Origin of the sequence: Microbacterium sp. M3 (assembly GCF_033548675.1) — a bacterium.
In the GTDB taxonomy this organism is placed as follows: domain Bacteria; phylum Actinomycetota; class Actinomycetes; order Actinomycetales; family Microbacteriaceae; genus Microbacterium; species Microbacterium arthrosphaerae.
Genome location: NZ_JAWTZT010000001.1, coordinates 254,500 through 272,849, shown reverse-complemented (window position 1 = coordinate 272,849; position 18,350 = coordinate 254,500). Strand labels below are relative to the sequence as shown.

Annotated in this window: 14 protein-coding genes and 1 tRNA gene; 9 read left to right on the top strand and 6 right to left on the bottom strand. The window is 71.0% G+C overall.

The window, feature by feature from the left end; genetic code table 11:
- Positions 1–23: 23 nt before the first annotated feature.
- Together R8Z57_RS01205 and R8Z57_RS01200 are read right to left on the bottom strand one after the other, a co-directional pair.
- The gene (locus R8Z57_RS01205) at positions 24–377 is read right to left on the bottom strand and encodes an Lsr2 family protein (protein WP_318351934.1); all 354 of its coding nucleotides are present in this window, start codon (positions 375–377) and stop codon (positions 24–26) included.
- A 225-nt stretch (positions 378–602) separates the two neighbouring features.
- The gene (locus R8Z57_RS01200; RefSeq protein ID WP_318351933.1) at positions 603–1,517 is read right to left on the bottom strand and encodes a LuxR C-terminal-related transcriptional regulator; all 915 of its coding nucleotides are present in this window, start codon (positions 1,515–1,517) and stop codon (positions 603–605) included.
- Positions 1,518–1,657: 140 nt separating this feature from the next.
- Between R8Z57_RS01200 and R8Z57_RS01195 the strand changes: the two genes are divergently transcribed.
- Positions 1,658–2,008, top strand: coding sequence for a DUF485 domain-containing protein (locus R8Z57_RS01195; protein WP_318351932.1), 351 nt, complete (start codon positions 1,658–1,660; stop codon positions 2,006–2,008).
- Entirely contained in the window at positions 2,005–3,624 is a 1,620-nt protein-coding gene (locus R8Z57_RS01190) for a sodium:solute symporter family transporter (RefSeq protein WP_318351931.1), read from the top strand. The genes R8Z57_RS01195 and R8Z57_RS01190 overlap by 4 nt, the downstream gene beginning before the upstream one ends.
- Positions 3,625–3,686: 62 nt before the next feature.
- Here the strand turns inward: R8Z57_RS01190 and R8Z57_RS01185 are convergent, their stop codons facing one another.
- Entirely contained in the window at positions 3,687–4,358 is a 672-nt protein-coding gene (locus tag R8Z57_RS01185) for a methylated-DNA--[protein]-cysteine S-methyltransferase (protein WP_318351930.1), read from the bottom strand.
- A gap of 197 nt (positions 4,359–4,555) precedes the next feature.
- Between R8Z57_RS01185 and R8Z57_RS01180 the strand changes: the two genes are divergently transcribed.
- Complete coding sequence (locus R8Z57_RS01180) at positions 4,556–8,347, top strand: AAA family ATPase (RefSeq protein WP_318352702.1); 3,792 nt, start codon at positions 4,556–4,558, stop codon at positions 8,345–8,347.
- The gene (locus R8Z57_RS01175) at positions 8,334–8,534 is read left to right on the top strand and encodes a hypothetical protein (protein ID WP_318351929.1); all 201 of its coding nucleotides are present in this window, start codon (positions 8,334–8,336) and stop codon (positions 8,532–8,534) included. The genes R8Z57_RS01180 and R8Z57_RS01175 overlap by 14 nt, the downstream gene beginning before the upstream one ends.
- Before the next feature lie 133 nt (positions 8,535–8,667).
- Here the strand turns inward: R8Z57_RS01175 and mscL are convergent, their stop codons facing one another.
- The 3 genes from mscL to R8Z57_RS01160 are packed head-to-tail and all read right to left on the bottom strand — an operon-like array spanning position 8,668 to position 10,041.
- Complete coding sequence (mscL, locus tag R8Z57_RS01170) at positions 8,668–9,093, bottom strand: large conductance mechanosensitive channel protein MscL (protein ID WP_318351928.1); 426 nt, start codon at positions 9,091–9,093, stop codon at positions 8,668–8,670.
- Between the two features lie 43 nt (positions 9,094–9,136).
- Positions 9,137–9,424, bottom strand: a complete 288-nt coding sequence (locus tag R8Z57_RS01165) for an FmdB family zinc ribbon protein (RefSeq protein WP_318351927.1) — start codon at positions 9,422–9,424, stop codon at positions 9,137–9,139.
- Positions 9,425–9,444: 20 nt separating this feature from the next.
- Positions 9,445–10,041: a 5-formyltetrahydrofolate cyclo-ligase gene (locus R8Z57_RS01160; protein WP_318351926.1), complete on the bottom strand. Its 597-nt coding sequence runs from the start codon at positions 10,039–10,041 to the stop codon at positions 9,445–9,447.
- Between the two features lie 80 nt (positions 10,042–10,121).
- Between R8Z57_RS01160 and galU the strand changes: the two genes are divergently transcribed.
- From galU to R8Z57_RS01135, 5 genes are all read left to right on the top strand, one after another.
- Positions 10,122–11,009: a UTP--glucose-1-phosphate uridylyltransferase GalU gene (gene galU / locus R8Z57_RS01155; RefSeq protein ID WP_318351925.1), complete on the top strand. Its 888-nt coding sequence runs from the start codon at positions 10,122–10,124 to the stop codon at positions 11,007–11,009.
- A 23-nt stretch (positions 11,010–11,032) separates the two neighbouring features.
- Positions 11,033–11,662, top strand: coding sequence for a GNAT family protein (locus tag R8Z57_RS01150; protein WP_318351924.1), 630 nt, complete (start codon positions 11,033–11,035; stop codon positions 11,660–11,662).
- A 106-nt stretch (positions 11,663–11,768) separates the two neighbouring features.
- Positions 11,769–12,749 (top strand): large exoprotein, encoded by a 981-nt coding sequence (locus R8Z57_RS01145; RefSeq protein ID WP_318351923.1) that lies wholly within the window; start codon positions 11,769–11,771, stop codon positions 12,747–12,749.
- Positions 12,750–12,814: 65 nt separating this feature from the next.
- Positions 12,815–12,887 (top strand) — tRNA-Ala (locus R8Z57_RS01140).
- A 415-nt stretch (positions 12,888–13,302) separates the two neighbouring features.
- On the top strand, positions 13,303–18,315 hold the full coding sequence (locus R8Z57_RS01135; RefSeq protein WP_318351922.1) for an alpha-amylase family glycosyl hydrolase: 5,013 nt from the start codon (positions 13,303–13,305) through the stop codon (positions 18,313–18,315).
- Positions 18,316–18,350: the final 35 nt, after the last annotated feature.

Below are 18,350 nucleotides of genomic sequence, written 5' to 3'. Positions count from 1 at the left end.
TGAATGCCGCGGGGCGGCGTGCGTCAGTGCGCCGCCTCGTAGGCTTCGAGAACGGATGCCGGAACCCGCCCGCGATCCGAGACCTGATACCCGTTCTTCTTGGCCCAGTCCCGCACATCGCTGTAGTCCTGCTGCCCGCTGCGGCGGCGCTTGCGTCCGTTCGACGCCGCGGCCGAGGTCGCGCGCGTGGACGAGACCGTGCGTGCGGCATTCGTGTAGCGCTCGAGTGCGCCGCGCAATGCGGCGGCATTCTCATCGGTGAGGTCGATCTCGTACGCGACGCCGTCGAGCGAGAACAGAACCGTCTCGCCTTCGCCGACTTCGAGCAGCGTCCCGTCGATGTCGTCGACGAGCTGGTGCACAATTCTCCGGGCCATGCAGGGAACAATACGCCGCATGCGCCGCTTTCCGCGATCTCGGAATGCGCACCGGGGAAAAGAATGCGCGGTGGAATTCGGAGATCCCGTGGAATTCGGCTGCTTCGACGTCGAATTGGCCGATTCCCGGCGGATCTCCGATTCTCGCCGGGCGTGCGCAGTGCGTGGCCCGGTGCACGGAGGGGGACGGATGCCGCGGCCCCGCGCCCGCGGCGTGCGCAGGTGTCAGGGGAGCAGGCCGGCCCGACGGGCCGTCACGACCGCCGCGTGGCGGGTCGAGGCATCCAGCTTCGCCATCGCGGACTGCAGGTACGACTTGACGGTGCCTTCTTTGAGGTCGAGGGTCGCCGCGATCTCGGCGTTCGTCGAGCCGAGGGCGGCACACGCCAGCACGTCGACCTCGCGGGGCGACAGCCGCACGTCGAGTTCGAGCGGCGGATCCGCGGCGTCGTGCGACAGGGTCGCGAGCCGCTGCTCGAGCCGGCCGAGGCGCGCGCGCAACGCGGGGTCGTCGACGACCGCCGCGATGCTGCGCAGCTCGGCGTAGGTCTCGCGGAGCTCCTCGCGGGTTGCGGCGGGCATCGGGTCGGCGGCGGCGCGGACCGGTGACAGCGCCAGCCGCCGCTGCACCTCGTCGCGGATGCGCAGCTCGCTCGACAGCTCTTCGGCGACGGTGAAGGCCGGTCGGGCGACCACATCGCCGACGGGCGACTCAGCCCACGACCCGCAGTAGATGACGCCGCGCGCGCGGCCGCTCACCAGCACGGGGACGGCGAACAGCGTGGCGATGCCCTCACCGAGGACCGCGCGGTCGTAGTCGTGCGTGATGCTGCGCGATGACCGGTAGTCGAGGGCCAGACGCGGGCGCTTCTCGACGAGCGCGCGTCCGCCGAGGCCGCGGGATGCCTTCACCACGAGACCCTGGAGGTTGTGGGTGCGGGCGCCGTGGATGGACGTGACCCGGATCTCGTCGTCGACGGCCAGGCCGCCGAACGCGACGGGGAAGCGGGTGCGGCGCACCAGGTCGGCCACCGCATGATCCAGTGCCACGGCGTCGCCGACGGTGCCGTCGAGTTCGCCGCGAGACCCCGCGCGGGTGCGATCGGGGGACGGCACGCGATGTGGGAGGGACGCGCCCACGACTACCTACTTCCGGGGGTGACGGCGTCCTCGCCGCCTTTCGTAGCGTCGACCCTACCACCCGGAGCGCGGCCCCCACCGTGGTCCGGTTCTCCCTGATGGGCGCGCGGATGCGCCCGCGCATGAGGCAAGGAGGCCACATGTCAGAACCGAGCACCGAGACCGCCCCGCCGGGCGGCATCGACTACATCGCGGTGGAGCAGTCGCCGCGATTCGTCGAGCTCAAGAAGCGGCATCGCGGGTTCGTCTTCCCGCTCGCGATCGCGTTCCTCGTCTGGTACTTCGCGTACGTGCTGCTGTCGTCGTTCGCGCCCGAGTTCATGGCCCAGCGGGTCTGGGGCGACATCACGGTCGGGCTGATCTTCGGGCTCGGCCAGTTCGTCACCACCTTCGCGATCACCATGACCTACGTCTGGTACGCCAACCGCAAGCTCGACCCGATCTCGGAGGAGATCCGGGCTGAGCTCGAGGCCAAGGAGGCGCAGGCATGAACGAGGTCTTCGGCGCCGTCCATGCCGCGGTGCAGACGGTCGAGAACAACCCGGTGCTGAACATCTCGATCTTCGCGGCGTTCGTCGCGGTGACGTTGTTCATCGTCATCCGGGCCAGCCGCAACAACAAGACCGCGGCCGACTACTACGCCGCCGGCCGCTCGTTCACCGGCCCGCAGAACGGCTTCGCGATCTCGGGCGACTACCTCTCGGCCGCGTCGTTCCTCGGCATCTGCGGCGCGATCGCGGTCAACGGCTACGACGGATTCCTCTACTCGATCGGGTTCCTGGTCGCGTGGCTCGTGGCGCTGCTGCTGGTGGCCGAGCTCATGCGCAACACGGGCAAGTTCACGATGGCCGACGTGCTGTCGTTCCGCCTCAAGCAGGGGCCGGTGCGCATGGCGGCGGCGATCACGACCCTGGCGGTGTGCTTCTTCTACCTGCTCGCGCAGATGGCCGGCGCCGGCGGCCTCGTCTCGCTGCTGCTGGGCATCAAGGAGACGCTCGGCCAGTCCATCGTCGTCGCGGTGGTCGGCGTCCTGATGATCGTCTACGTGCTGATCGGCGGCATGAAGGGCACCACGTGGGTGCAGATCGTCAAGGCCTTCCTCCTCATCGGCGGCGCCCTCGTCATGACGGTCTGGGTGCTCGCGCTCAACGGATTCAGCCTCAACACCCTGCTCGAGAACGCCGTGGCGGCCTCGACCAGTGACCCGAAGGACGCAATCCTCGGCCCTGGCCTGCAGTACGGCGCGAACCCGTGGGACTTCATCTCGCTCGCGATCGCGCTGGTGCTCGGCACAGCGGGCCTTCCTCACGTGCTGATGCGCTTCTACACGGTGCCCACGGCCAAGGAGGCGCGGCGCTCGGTGGTGTGGGCGATCTGGCTGATCGGCTTGTTCTACCTGCTGACGCTCGTGCTCGGGTACGGTGCCGCGGCGCTCGTCGGCCCGGAAGAGATCAAGGCCGCGCCCGGCGGCGTGAACTCCGCGGCGCCGCTGCTCGCGCTGCACCTCGGCGGGCCGTTCCTGCTCGGGTTCATCTCGGCGGTGGCGTTCGCGACCATCCTCGCGGTGGTGGCGGGCCTCACGATCACCGCGGCGGCGTCGTTCGCGCACGACATCTACGCCAACGTCGTGAAGAAGGGGAACGTCCCGCCCGACGGCGAGGTGAAGGTCGCGCGCCGGACGGTCATCGTGATCGGCATCCTGGCGATCCTCGGCGGCATCGGCGTGCAGGGCCAGAACGTCGCGTTCCTCGTCGCGCTGGCCTTCGCGGTCGCCGCGTCGGCGAACCTGCCCACCATCCTCTACTCGCTGTTCTGGCGCGGCTTCACCACGCGCGGCGCGGTGTGGAGCATGTACGGCGGACTCGCGGCAGCGGTCATCCTCATCTTCCTGTCGCCGGTGTTCTGGGGCGGGGAGACGAGCGTGTTCAAGACCGGCACCCCCATCTGGCCGCTGAACAACCCCGGGATCGTGTCGATCCCGCTCGGGTTCTTCCTCGGCTGGCTCGGCTCGGTGGTCTCGAAGAAGGCCGAGAGCCGTTCCAAGGCGGCGGAGATGGACGTCCGCTCGCTCACCGGATTCGGTGCGGAGAAGGCCACCCACCACTGATCCGCAGACGGGGGACTGCGAGGCCCGGGCGATCCGCCCGGGCCTCGCGGCGTGCGGACGGCCTACACGCCCGCCGCCTGCCGTGCGCCCGCGCCCGGAGATGCCGTCGACGGGGCGGGCGCGGATCCGGAGGCCCGATCCGCACCGGCGTCCGGTGCGGCCGCGCCGTCCGGCGCCGCCGGCACGGCGAGGCCCTGCTCGAGATCGACGAGGAAGCGCTTGACCTCGGGTCGCCCGCCGTACTCGCCGAGCGAGCCGTCGGCGCGGACGACGCGGTGCACGGGCACGATGACGGAGAAGGGCGTGGTCGCGCAGGCGGTGCCGACGGCGCGCGCCGCGCGCGGGCTGCCGGCGGCGATGGCGATCTCGCCATACCCCGCCGTCTCGCCGTACGGGATCTCGACGACCGCTTCGAGGGCGGCGCGGGTGAATCCCCGGACCAGCCGCCAGTCGAGGGGGAGCTGGAACTCGCGGCGCTCGCCGTCGAAGTACTCGTCGAGCTGCCGGGCGGCTTCGTCGATCGGGCTCGGTGATGCGGGGGAGCCGGGGGCTGCGGCATCCGCTTCGTCCGGCACCGGAAGGGCGCGCAGCCGGAGCGCGACGCTCTCGAGCTCGCTGTCGAGCGGGCCGTCGAACGGATGCAGCGTGACGAGGGCATCGTCGACGGCGACGATGAGGATGTCGCCGACCGGCGACGGGTGGACGCGGTAGCGAGGCGGATCCGTGGGGGTCATGCGACCATCCTGGCCCGCTGTCCCGACGCCTCGCGGAGGCGGGATGTCATCTGTGGGAACCGCGCCGACGAGCCGCCCTGGGGAGGAGGCGCTGACGGGGCCGCGCCCAATACCGCGAAACTCAGGTCCATTGCAAGTGCCCGGCGCGGGCCGCACGTAGGGTGTCACGTGTGTGGCGAGGAGAACGGAGCGCCGTGCTGGGCGCCGAAGACGCCGAGCGCGGGTATGACGTGACCCCGGGCGATCTCGGCCTCGCCGAACCCGACGTGACGGTGGTGCACGTCGCCGAGCCCGAGCGCGATCGCCTCCGTCTGCAGTCGGCGGCGCTGGGCGGCCGCTCGACCCTCCTGCACTTCGCGGACGGCCAGGACGCCGCCATCGAGATCACCAAGGCACACCCCGGCAGCCTGCCGCAGTTCATCACGGGCCGCTCGACGCTGCTGTCGAACCTGTTCCGCGACGAGGTCGCCCTGCGCAACGCCCGGCTGGCCGCCGCGCGCATCACGTCGAAGGATCAAGAGCTCCGCACGACGCGCGGGCTCGACGCCGTGCGGCTGACCGTCGGGCTCGCCACCTGGCGCATCGGCGGGCTCGCGTGCAGTGCCCCGGTGCTGCTGCGGCCGCTCGCGATCCGGCGCCACCACGGCGACTTCGAGCTCAAGCTGCACGGCGCCTTCTCGGTCAACCCCGAACTGGTCCGCGCGATGCGCACCCACTTCGGCATCGCCATCGACGCCGGGGGTCTCGCCGCCCTCGCGTACGACGGCGGCGTCTTCAAGCCGCAGCCCGTCATCGACCACCTGCGGGCGCTGACGGCGGGGATCGACAGCTACGCGGTCAAGCCGCGCCTCCTGGTGTCGACGTTCGCCGACGTCGGCGCCGGCATGGCCGCCGACGCCGCCGATCTCGACCACCGCGTGCTCAACGCGCTCGCCGGGCACGTCGCCGACCGCGAGTCGCTGACGATCCGGCGCGACCGCCCGGTGCTGACGAACCCCGACGAGCGCCCGCCCGCGGCCGACACGCTGCTCCTCGACGCCGACTCCGAGCAGGAGCGCGTCCTCGCGCGGATCGCCGACGGCCAGTCGCTCGTGGTGCACACGCTGCCGGGCACGGGCGGCACGCAGACGGTCATCAACGCCGTCGGCGCGCTGGTGCGCGACGGCAAGCGCGTGCTCGTCGTGAGTGCGCGGCGGTCCACGCTCGACGGCGTGCGGCATCGGCTCGCCGGCATCGGACTGCCCGGCCTCGCCGTCTCGCCCGACCGGCTGCAGCGCGACCTCATCCGCGCGATCGGGCGCAACGAGAAGGCCGAGGCGCCCAAGGTCGCCGACATCGACGACGCGCTCGTGCGCCTGCGCGGAGTGCTGCGGGACTACCGCAGTGCCGTGACGGCGCGGCATCCGTCATTCGGGGTGTCGGTGCTCGACATCCTCCGCGAGCTCGCGACGCTCGCCGCGCGCGGCGTCGCGCCGGTGACCGAGGCCCGCTTCGACGCGGAGGCGCTCGAGCGCCTCGCCGCCACCCGGCACGAGGCCGCGGCAAAGCTCGCGTCGGCCGCGCGGCTCGGCGAGTTCCGCTTCGGTCCCGACGACTCGCCGTGGTACGGCGTGTCGTTCGCGACGGTCGAGCAGGCCCGTGGGGCCCACGCGCTCGCCGGCAAGCTGCACCGCAGCGATGTGCCGACGCTGCTCGAGCGCGGCTATGAGCTGATCGCGCAGACGCGCATGCGTCCGTTCCGGACGGTCGCCGAGCTCGGGGTGTACCTCCGCCTGCTGCGCGGCATCCGCGACTCGCTCGACAAGTTCAGCCTGACCGTCTTCGAGCGGCCCCTCGGCGAGCTCATCCAGGCGCACGCGCCCCGGCGCGACGCGCCCGAGATGAACGGCGCGAACCGTCGTCGCCTGCGGCGTCTTTCGCGCGAGTACCTGCGCCCCGGCGTGCACGTGCCCGACATGTACGAGGCGCTCGTGCGGGTGCAGCAGCAGCGCACCGAGTGGCAGCGCTACGTCGACCCCGGGGTGACGCCCGAGATCCCGCTCGGCCTCAGCGACGTTCAGGTCGCCTGGCAGCGGGTGGATGCCGAGCTCGGCGAGCTCGACGCCGTGCTCGGCCGGTCGGGCGCCGACCTGCTGGCGACCGTTCCGGTGAAGCAGCTGGTGCGCATCCTCGCGGGCCTCGCCGCCGACTCCGACGTGTTCGACAACCTCAAGGAGCGCGCCACGCTGCGCGCCGAGCTCGCCGCGATGGGCCTGGAGCCGCTGCTGCTCGAGCTCTCGGTGCGGCATGTTCCCGAAGACCAGGTGGCCGCCGAGCTCGAGTACGCGTGGTGGCAGTCCGCCCTCGAGCTGCTGCTGCGCACCGACCGCGCCGTGCTGGGCGCCAACACCGCCGTCGTCGACCGGCTCGAACGCGACTTCCGGCTCGTCGACGAGGCGCATGCCGCGGCATCCGGTCCTCTCCTGGCGGCCCATCTCGCGACGCAGTGGCGGATCGGGATCGTCGACCACGCCGCCGAGGCCGACGGCCTGAAGCGTGCGCTCAAGCGCGGTGCCATCACGCCGGGCGAGCTGGCCCGCGTCGCGCCCGTGCTCTCGCGCACGCTGGCGCCGGTCTGGCTCGCGTCGCCCTACGAGGTGCCGCGCATCCCCGACGCCGTCGGGTTCGACGTCGTCGTGCTGGCGGATGCCGGGGCCCTCTGCCTCGCCGAGGCCGCCCCCGCACTGCGGCGAGCCGGCCAGGTGGTGGCGTTCGGCGACCCGGTGACGCAGAAGCCGACGCCGTTCCGCGTGGCGGCCGGTCCGGCCACGTCCCCGGCAGGCGCACCGGCTTCCGGCGGATCGACCGGCGGATCGACCGGGAGCGCCCCGTCGACGGCCGCGGCCAACGCGACGGCCGCCGAGATCGACGCCGACGACGAGCTCCCGTTCGACGTCACGAGCGTGTTCGAGCGGCTGGCCGAGCTGCTGCCGGTCGAGACGCTCACCCGCAGCTACCGCGCCGGCGGCGAAGACCTCGCGGCGCTCGTCAACGACGCCTTCTACGGCGGCGAGCTGGTGTCGCTGCCGTGGGCCGGGTCGTACCTCGGCCGCGGCAGCCTGGCCGTCGACTACGTCGAGGGCGGGCACGGCACGCCCGATCCGATCACCGGCGCGGTCGAGAGCCCCGACTCCGAAGTTGCGCGCGTCGTGACGCTCGTGGTCGAGCACGCCGTCAACCGCGGCAGCGAGTCGCTCATGGTGGTGACCGCCAGCGCCCGGCACGCCGAGCGCATCCGCGGCGCCGTCGAAGCGGCGTTCGCGGGCCGCTCGGACGTCGCCGACTTCGTCTCGCGCGACACGGCCGAGCCCTTCTCGGTGCTGACCCTCGAGGAGTCCGTCGCCGAGAGCCGCGACCGCGTGATCTTCTCGCTCGGCTTCGGCCTCACCAAGCACGGCCGGGTGCTGAGCGACTTCGGCGACCTGTCGTCGCCCGACGGCGAGCGGCTGCTCACGGTCGGCATGACGCGTGCGCGCCGCTCGATGGTGATCGTCTCGTCGATCCGGCCCTCGGCGTTCGACGACGGCCGCCTGGAGTACGGCGCCGCGACCCTCATGTCGATCCTCGGCGGCATCGCTGCCCGTTCGCGCGAAGCGCGGCTGGAAGACCTCGCCGACCCCCTGACCCGCGCGCTCGCGCGCGAGCTCCGGCGCGTGGGGCTCTCGGTCGACGTGCACTACCGCGGGCTGCTGCCGCTCGTCGCGCAGTACGACGGCAAGGCGGTGGTGGTCGAGAGCGACCCCGAGACGATCGGCGAGTCGCTGCGCGAGTCGCTGCGCCTGCGACCGCAGATCCTGCGGCGCCTGGGCTGGCACTACGTGCGCGTGCACTCGTTCGACCTCTACCGCGACCCCGCCGACGTCGCCCAGCGCATCGCCGCGATGCTCGGCGTGCCGCCCGACGCGCCCCGGGTCGACAGCGAGACCCAGCCCATCGATGTCGTCGAGTGACCGGCAGCGCATCGAACGGGTGAAGGGCTCACGCCGTGCGAAGCTGACGCCCGCGCCCGGAACCGGCGCCGAGCCCATCCCCGGGGACGAGACGACGAATGCCGCGCCCCGAGCCGGGGACGCGGCATCCGCTCCATCGGGGCCGAACGACGAGCGCCTCAAGCGCGACGTCCCGCCCCACTACTGACCCGGCGGGGCGTTTCGTCTCGCTCCGCTCGCTCAACGACCGGGGGTCCCGGTCGTTGAGCGAGGGAGCGCAGCGACCGAGACGAAACGCGTCGGGGGTTCCGGTGAGCGCAGCGACCGGGACGAGAGGGGGCTCAGGGCCGGGAGACGGGGCCCTGCTTCTCGAGCAGGTCGCGGATCTGCACCAGCAGCTCCTGCTCCGTCGGGAGCTTGGGCTCCTCGTCGGCGGGGGTGACACCAGCCCTCGCGGCCGCGCGCTCCTTGATGCGGTTCATCGGGTAGACGAACACGAAGTACACCACGATCGCAACGGCGACGAAGTTGATGATCGCGCCGAGGATCAGCCCGATCGCGAAGTCGGTGGTGCCGCCGCGGACGTTCGGTACGGCGATGACGATCTCGTTCAGGCTGTCGGCCTGGAAGATGAGCGCGATCAGCGGGTTGATGAGCCCGGTGACGATCGCATTGACGATGCCGGTGAACGCCGCCCCGATGACGACCGCGACCGCCAGGTCGATGACGTTGCCGCGGAGGATGAACTCCTTGAAGCCCTTGATCACGTGAACCCCCTGGGTGTCGTCCCGCGTGTGGGGCGCCGGAGACTCAGGCTCCGGACGACGCGGGCGAGGCCTTCGCCTCGTTCTTCGATGATGTCGAAGTCGACGAGGAGGCGCCAGTCGAGGCATCCGATCCGCCCGTCTTCGCGCCGCCGCCCGCGCGCGAGTCGGTGCGGTAGAAGCCCGAGCCGTTGAAGGTGACGCCGATCGAGCCGTACTCCTTGCGCAGCGGTCCGCCGCACTCGGGGCACTCGGTCAGGGTCGGGTCGGCGAAGGACTGCACCGCGTCGAAGCGGTGACCGCACTGCTTGCAGGCGTAGGCGTAAGTGGGCATTGCTCTCTCGGGGATCGGTCTCAGCGCCGGGTGGGGGCGAGGGTGATGGTGCGCGTGGGGGTGACGATGCCGGTCACGGGCTGGTCGTGGACGTCGCTCGGCAGGTCGTCGAGCACTTCGGAGTCGTAGACGACGGCGTAGACGGGAGGGCAGCGCTCCATCGACCCGAGCGTCTTGTCGAAGAACCCGCGGCCCCAGCCGAGCCGCATGCCGTTCCGGTCCACGGCGGCTGCCGGGATCACGAGCAGGTCGACGTCGTTGACCGCGATCGGCCCGAGCAGCTCGCCGACGGGCTCCGGCAGCCCGTACATCCCCTCGGCGATGTCACCCTCGGGGGTCGCGACCGCCCAGTCGAGCAGGCCGTCGACGCGCGTCACGGGAAGGAGGACGCGGACGCCTCGGCCCACGGCATCCGTCACGAAGGAACGTGTGCCGGGCTCGGCCATGGTCGACAGGAAGCACGAGATCGAGCGGGCGCCGTGCTCGTCGACGAGTGCGTCGAGCTGCGCGTGGATGCCCGCTTCGGCCGCCTCGCGCGCAGGCTCCGACAGGAGCTGGCGCCGCTCGCGCAGTTCGGCGCGCAGCGCGCGCTTCGCATCGGCGATCGCGTCGGACATGCTCCCGATTCTACGTGGCGGGGCTCGCCGGCCGGTCACGGGCGAAATCGGCGCCTCGCCGCGCCCTCTAGACTCGGGGAATGCCTCACACTCCGATCAAGGCCGTCATCCCGGCCGCAGGTCTCGGCACCCGCTTCCTCCCGGCAACGAAGGCGATGCCGAAGGAGATGCTCCCCGTCGTCGACAAGCCCGCGATCCAGTACGTCGTCGAAGAGGCGGCGCAGGCGGGGATCGACGACATCCTGGTGATCATCGGGCGCAACAAGAACGCGATCTCGAACCACTTCGACTCGGTGCCCGAGCTCGAGGACAAGCTGAAGGACAAGGGCGACACCGATCGCCTGCGCCGCGTGCTCGAGTCCAGCGACCTCGCCGACATCCACTTCGTGCGCCAGGGCGAGCCCAAGGGTCTCGGCCACGCGGTGCTGCGGGCGAAGGCGCACGTGGGCGACTCCTCGTTCGCGGTCATGCTCGGCGACGACCTGATCGACGAGCGCGATGAGCTGCTCACCACGATGATCGCCGAGCACGAGCGCACCGGCGCGGCGATCGTCGCCCTCATGGAGGTCGACCCCGAGCACATCCACCTGTACGGCGTCGCGTCGGTGGAGTCGACCGACGGCGACGGCGTCGTGAAGGTCAGCGGCCTCGTCGAGAAGCCGAAGGCCGAGGACGCGCCTTCGAACCTCGCCATCATCGGCCGCTACGTGCTGTCGCCGAGCGTCTTCGAGATCCTCGAGCGCACCGAGCCCGGCAAGGGCGGCGAGATCCAGCTCACCGACGCCCTGCAGGAGCTGGCCGCCGATCCCGACGGCCCTGGCGTGTACGGCGTCGTCTTCCGTGGCCGTCGCTACGACACCGGCGATAGGGTGGACTACATCAAGGCCATCGTGCAGCTCGCGGCCGATCGAGACGACCTCGGTCCCGCACTGCGTCCCTGGTTCAAGGAGTTCGCGGCGAACCTCTGACGCCGCCCGTTCGAGGGGGTCATGTGGATCTGACGGCTCCCCGCAGCCACGGATCGGTGGCGATCCGGCTCGTGCGCCAGCGCGACGCGCGGGTGCTGCAGAACGAGCTGCTGTCGAACCGCTCATGGCTGCGGCCGTGGGAGGCGACGAGTCCCGACGGTCCGGTGTCGTTCGACATGCGCGTGGGCATCCGGCGGCTGCTGCAGCAGTACCGTGACGGCGCCGGCGTGCCGTTCGTCATGGAGTCGGGGGGCCAGGTCGCCGGGCAGCTCAACGTGTGGGGGATCGCCCGCGGCTCGCTGGCCTCGGCGACCATCGGGTACTGGGTGAGCGAGCGCTTCGCGGGCCGCGGCATCACGCCCACGGCGGTGGCGCTCGCGACCGACATCTGCTTCTCGGAGCTGCGGCTGCACCGCATGGAGATCTGCATCCGCCCCGAGAACCGGGCGAGCCTGCGGGTGGTCGAGAAGCTGGGCTTCCGCTACGAAGGCCTGCGGCGGCGGTTCATCCACATCGACGGCGACTGGCGCGACCACTACGCATTCGCGCTGGTGCGCGAAGAGGTGCCCGAGGGCGTCCTGCAGCGGTGGGTGTCGGGCCGGGCGCCCCAGGACGCCGCCACGGTGCCGCCGGCCGACCGCCTGCACGCGTAGCCCGCCCGCTCCTGCCGACGGGAAGCCCAGGTCGGAGCCGGGTCGAAGCGCGCAACACGCGGACGGATGCCGGGGCCACCGGCATCCGTCCCTTACCGTGGTCTGCATGGGCGGGCAGGTGTGGGGCGGGGGGATCATCGTCCTCGTCGCGGTCGTACTCTGGCTCGTCTACCTGCTGCCGTCCTGGCACAGCCGCCGGCAGTACGACGCCGCCGAGCGCAACGCCGTCCGTCTGAACCAGGCCCTCCGCGTCCTCGCCGAGACGAGTGAGACGCCCGAGGAGGTGCGGCTCGAGCTCAGCGCTCGCACCGCCGCCGCCCAGCAGCGCCTCGCCAAGCGCGCGCTCGCCGAGCGCGAGCACGCCGCCCTGGAAGAGGCCCGCGTGGACCTGGAGCGTGCCCGCACCGAGCGTGAGGCGGTCGAGGCGGCCGCTCGCGTCGACGTCGCGCGGGCCCGTGCCGAGCGCGCGGAGGCGGAAGCCGCCGCACGTGCCGAGCTCGCCGCCGCTCGCGCGCTGCCCGCGCTGCGCCGGGCGCGAGCGCGTCGCCGCTTCCGGCTCGTCGCGACGCTCGTCGGCATCGCGGGCGTCGGGGTCGCGGCGTGGGGCGTGTTCCAGACCGTCACGGCCGGGGCGCAGACGCTGCTGTGGACCGGTGTGGGGCTGGTCGCGGCATCCCTCCTCGTCCTTCACCGGATGTCGCGCGTGGCCTCGCGCGCCGCAGCACGCGGCGTGGACGTCGTCCCGTACCGGGCCGGTGCGGCGGAGCTGCAGGACGTCGCTCTCGAGCAGGAGCCGCGCACGTGGGCGCCCAGGGAGCTGCCGCGCCCGCTCACAGCGTCGGCCGGGTCGCGGGCAGCGGCCGTGCTCGACGCCGAGGCGGCGCGTCAGGCGCTGCGGCAGGCGGCGCTGGAGGAGGCCATGCTCGCGCGCACGACGGCCACGCAGACGCCGTCCCTGGACGCCGCACGGGCGGCGCGTCCGGCCGCCGCCGAGAACAGCGAGTTCAGCCGCATGGGCTACGTCGACGACGAGGAGATCGAGGCCCACGTACGCGCGCTCCTGACGCGTCGCGCATCCGGCCAGTAGCCCGTCCCGAGAGCCGCCGCGGTTCGGGACGGGGTGCGAACCGTGATAGTGTTTTCGAGGTTCACGGGCCTGTAGCGCAGTTGGTAGCGCGCCTCGTTCGCATCGAGGAGGTCAGGGGTTCGATTCCCCTCAGGTCCACCCGAGAAGGCCCCCGCAGCGCGGGGGCCTTCGGCGTTTCCCGGGCTCGTGATGTCGTGTCGCAGCCGGTTCCGCGGGGAGGCCCCCGAGTAGCCGGGGGCGAGGCGATCGATCGCTGAGCGACAGAGCGGACAGACCCGCGCTCACCGCTGGTTGCGGCACGCGGAGGGCGGCTCGGTTGGTCGCGACCCGTTGATTGGAAACGCTTGCACCGGTTGTGATCTGTTCTGGTCGAACCGATTCGGCGCAAGGCTCCCGTCATCTCCTGATCAACCGGACAAAGCACCGTTCGCATGCCTGACCGCGCCGACATGTTTCCACGTGCGGACTGTAAGCGCTTGCACGCCTGACGGATTTCTGCTTTGTTGTACGCGCGGCGGTGTCGCCGCGCCGTTGGATGCAAAGGAGCATGGCAATGCTGGAAGTTCCCCCGGTACCGCACCGCCCGCTCGCGAGGAGATGGCTGGCGGCGACCGTCGCCGTGATCGTCGTCCTCGCCGGCCTCATGGCCGTGAGCCCCGCGCAGCGCGCCGACGCCGCCGCACCCGGCCCCAAGGATGCGATCGCGGTGCTGTTCTCGTACACGTGGAACCGCATCGCCCAGGAGTGCGAGACCACGCTCGGCCCTGCCGGCTACGGCTATGTGCAGACGTCGCCCCCGCAGGAGCACGCGATGGTGGCGAACGAGGGCAACCCGTGGTGGATCTACTACCAGCCCGTCTCGTACCGGCTCGAGTCCCGCATGGGCACCGAGGCCGAGTTCCGCTCGATGGTGCAGCGGTGCAACGCCGCGGGTGTCGGCGTCATCGTCGACGCGGTCATCAACCACATGTCGGGCCAGTCGAACGGCGGCACCGGCTGGGCCGGCACGCAGTTCCAGCACTACAGCTACCCGGGGCTGTACGAGAGCAGCGACTTCCACAGCTGCCGGCGTGACATCGACACGTACGCCGTGCGCGAGACGGTGCAGAACTGCAACCTCGTGAACCTGTCCGACCTCGACACCGGCAAGGCGTCGGTGCAGCAGAAGATCGCCGACTACCTCAACCGTCTCGCCGACATGGGCGTCAAGGGCTTCCGCTTCGACGCGGTCAAGCACATCTCCAAGGACGACATGTGGGGCATCTGGAACCGGGTGACCAAGAAGGACCAGCTGTACGTCGTGCAGGAGGTCATCCGCGCGGCGGGCGAGCCCATCCAGCCCGAGGAATACATCGGGATCGGCGACATCCACGAGTTCGCCTACGCGCGCAAGATGAAGGAGGCGTTCGGCGGCTCGCGGATCGACTGGCTGATCTCGGGCGCCGGCATCGGCGGCACGTGGGGCGGATTCCTGCAGCAGAAGGATGCCGCGACCTTCGTCGACAATCACGACACCGAGCGCAACGGCGAGACGCTGTCGTACAAGAACGGCAAGGCCTACGACCTCGCCCAGACGTTCACCCTCGCGTGGCCCTACGGCTCGCCGTCGATCCACTCCGGGTATCAATTCACCGATGTGAAGCGGGCGCCGGCGGTCGACGCCCAAGGCCGCGTGGTCGACCCCGCGCCGGGCCAGAACGGCTGGACGTTCAAGCACGCCCAGAACGACATCAAGAACATGGTCGGCTTCCGGGTCGCGACGTACGGCACCGATGTCGTCGACAAGTGGTCGAGCTCCGACGGCTCGGCGATCGCCTTCGGTCGCGGCAGCAAGGGCTTCGTCGCCATCAACAACGGCTCGGGCCAGGTGCAGCGGCAGTTCACCACCTCGCTCCCGGACGGCACGTACTACAACGTGATCACGGCGCAGAAGTCGGGGAGCACCTGGTCGGGCGAGACCGTCACCGTTCGCGGCGGCACCTTCACCGCGACCGTCGCCGGAACGTCGGCGCTCGCGCTGCACGTAGACGCCCGCGTCGCCGCGTGCACCGACACCGCGGCGCCCAGCACGCCCGCCAACGTGAAGGCCGTCGCGTCGGGCACCGAGATCACCGTCACCTGGGATGCCTCCACCGACGACTGCGGTGTCAGCGGCTACGAGGTCGTGCGCACCGGCGGTGCCGGCGGCGCAGTGACGAAGCAGGTCGCGTCGGGCACCCGGCTGGTCGACAGCGGGCTCGCGGCGTCGACGAGCTACTCGTACACGGTCAAGGCGAAGGATGCCGCCGGCAAGAGCTCGGCGGCGTCCCCGGCCGCCGCTGCGCAGACCGGCGACGTGCCCGCGCCCGTCGTGACGACGGTGTACTTCAAGGCGCCGTCCAGCTGGTCGGCGGCGAACATCCACTATCAGCTGGGCACGGGCGCGTGGACGACGGTGCCGGGAAAGCCGATGGCGGCGGTGCCCTCGTGCGCGGCGGGTGCCGGCTGGTACCGGGCCGAGATCGAGACGGGCGCCGCGACGAGCGTGACCGCCGCCTTCAACAACAACTCCGGCGTCTGGGACAACAACGGCGGGAAGAACTACACCTTCGCGCCGAAGACGGCCGCGATCTCGGCGGGCGCGGTGAGCACCGCCGACCCTTGCGGCACCACGCCCGAGGAGCCGGTGACCGCGACGACCGTCTACTATCAGGCGCCGTCGGGGTGGTCGGCCGCCAACATCCACTTCAAGGTCGGATCGGGCGCATGGACGACGGCGCCCGGCCGGCCCATGGCCGCCGTCGTCGGGCTGGCCGGCTGGTTCCAGGCCGCCGTCGAGGCGCCCGCGGGGCAGTCGATCACCGCCGCGTTCAACAACGGGGTCGGCTCGTGGGACAGCAACGGAGGTGCGAACTACACGATCCCCTCCGGCGGTGAGCGCTCGGTCTCCGGCGGCGCGGTGACGGCGGGCAAGCCCGTCGCGGCGGAGCCGCTCGCGGGCGAGCTGACGCTGTACTACAAGCCGTCCGCCGCCTGGAACACGGTGAATGCGCACTACCAGTTGGGGGCGGGCTCCTGGACGGCCGTGCCGGGCAAGCCGATGGCGGCGGTCGCCTCGTGCGACGCGGGCGCCGGGTGGTATCGCCTCGCCATCGCCACGGGATCGGCCGCGTCCGTGACCGCGGCGTTCAACAACGGCTCGGGCACCTGGGACAACAACGGCGGCAAGAACTACACCTTCACCTCGAAGACGGCTGCCGTGTCGTCCGGCGTGGTGAGCACGGCCGACCCGTGCGGCGCGGCTCCGGAGGAGCCTGAGGAGCCCGAAGAGCCTGAGCAGCCGGTGGTGCCCGGGGTCCCGGCATCCGTCACCGCGGTCGCCTCCGGGACGTCCGTGACGGTGTCGTGGACCGCGGTCAGCGGCGCTGAGGCGTACACGATCGAGTACGCCCCGACGACCGGGGGTGCCGCTGTCGCCGTCAAGGTCACGGGCGCGGCATCCCGCACCATCACGGGGCTGGCGGCCGAGACGGCCTACTCGTTCGCGGTGCGCGCCGAGAACGCGGCCGGCGCGTCCGCCTACTCGGCGCGCGTTCCGGCGACGACGGGCAGCGCGACGGTCGCGCAGCCCGGCGGATCGATGGCCGGGGCCACCACGGGCAGCCCTCTCGGGGGAGACCCGCGCGAGGACTCGATCTACTTCATGATGACCGCGCGCTGGAGCGACGGCGACGAGTCGAACAACATGGGCGGCAGCCAGCACGTGAAGTCGGGGAACGCCGCGAACGACGACCCCATGTTCCGCGGGGACTTCCAGGGCGTCATCGACAAGCTCGACTACATCAAGGGGCTGGGCTTCTCGGCCATCTGGATCACGCCGGTCGTCACGAACCGCAGCGACTACGACTTCCACGGGTACCACGGCTGGGACTTCCAGCGCATCGACCCGCGGCTCGAGTCGGACGGCGCCACCTATCAGGAGCTCATCGACGCGGCCCACGCGAAGGGGATCAAGATCTATCAGGACGTGGTCTACAACCACACGTCTCGATGGGGTGAGAAGAACCTCTTCGTGCCGACCGTGTACGGCACGCGCGACACCCAGTGGAGCTGGTACTACGACGAGAAGGTGCCGGGGAAGGCGTACAACCCCGCCCAGCCCGACGCCGACGGCAGCACGTACAACGGCGACCTGTGGAGTCAGACGCAGCCGGCCGGCCAGAACTGCAAGAACTGGGGCGTGCAGAGCGGCTTCTCGGCCGAGGGCTACAAGGTGTACCAGTGCCAGTGGCCCAACGCGACGTCGGGCATGTTCCCGTCCGACGTCTATCACCAGTGCTGGATCGGCAACTGGGAGGGGAAGGACGCGCAGGACTGCTGGATCCACGAGGACCTGGCCGACCTCAACACCGAGAGCGAGGTCGCGCAGGACTACCTCATCGACACGTACAACAAGTACATCGACATGGGCGTCGACGGCTTCCGCATCGACACGGCGGTGCACATCCCGCGCGTCATGTGGAACCGGCACTTCCTGCCGGCGATCCAGGAGCATGCCACGGCCGTGCACGGGGAGAAGGGGAAGGACTTCTACGTCTTCGGTGAAGTCGCGCAGTTCGTGCACGACAAGTGGAACCGCGGATCGGTGAACCACTCCGCGCCGTTCTACACGTGGGACGAGCGGCGCGAGTACAGCCTCGACGACGTCGTGGCGGCGGCCGAGCAGTTCCAGTACGAGAACCTCATGGGCACCGGCAACCAGCCCACGAGCGACAACCACCGGCTGAACGGCAACTCGTACCACGCCCCGGACCACTCGAAGGCCTCGGGCATGAGCATCATCGACATGCGCATGCACATGAACTTCGACAGCGCCTCGAACGCCTTCCACTCGGGCATGGACTCCGATGACGCGACGAACGACGCCACGTACAACGCCGTCTACGTCGACAGCCACGACTACGGTCCCGGCAAGTCGCAGGTGCGCTTCGACGGCGGCACCGACGCGTGGGCCGAGAACATGAGCCTGATGTGGACGTTCCGGGGCATCCCGGTGCTGTACTACGGCTCCGAGATCGAGTTCCAGAAGGGCAAGCGGATCGACTGCGGGCCGACGTGCCCGCTGGCCACCACCGGTCGCGCCTACTTCGGCGACCACCTCGAGGGGTCCGTGACGGCGAGCGACTTCGGTGTCGTGGCGTCGGCGAGCGGTGCCGTCGCCGAGACGCTGAACTCGCCCCTCGCGAAGCACCTGCAGACGCTCAACCAGATCCGCCGTGCCGTCCCCGCGCTGCAGAAGGGGCAGTACTCGCGCGAAGGGGTGAGCGGAGACATGGCGTTCAAGCGCCGCTACACCGAGGGCGCGGTCGACAGCTTCGTGCTCGTCTCGGTCTCGGGCGGCGCGACGTTCTCGGGCATTCCGAACGGCACCTACGTGGACGCGGTCACCGGCGACACGAAGACCGTCACCGGGGGATCGCTCACGGTGTCGGCGTCGGGCAAGGGCAACCTGCGCGCGTACGTGCTGTCGCTGCCCGGCAACCCCGCGCCCGGCAAGGTCGGTGCGGGCAGTCCGTTCCTGAAGTGAGCAGGCGTCCGGCGGTGCCCGCGTGAGCGGGCACC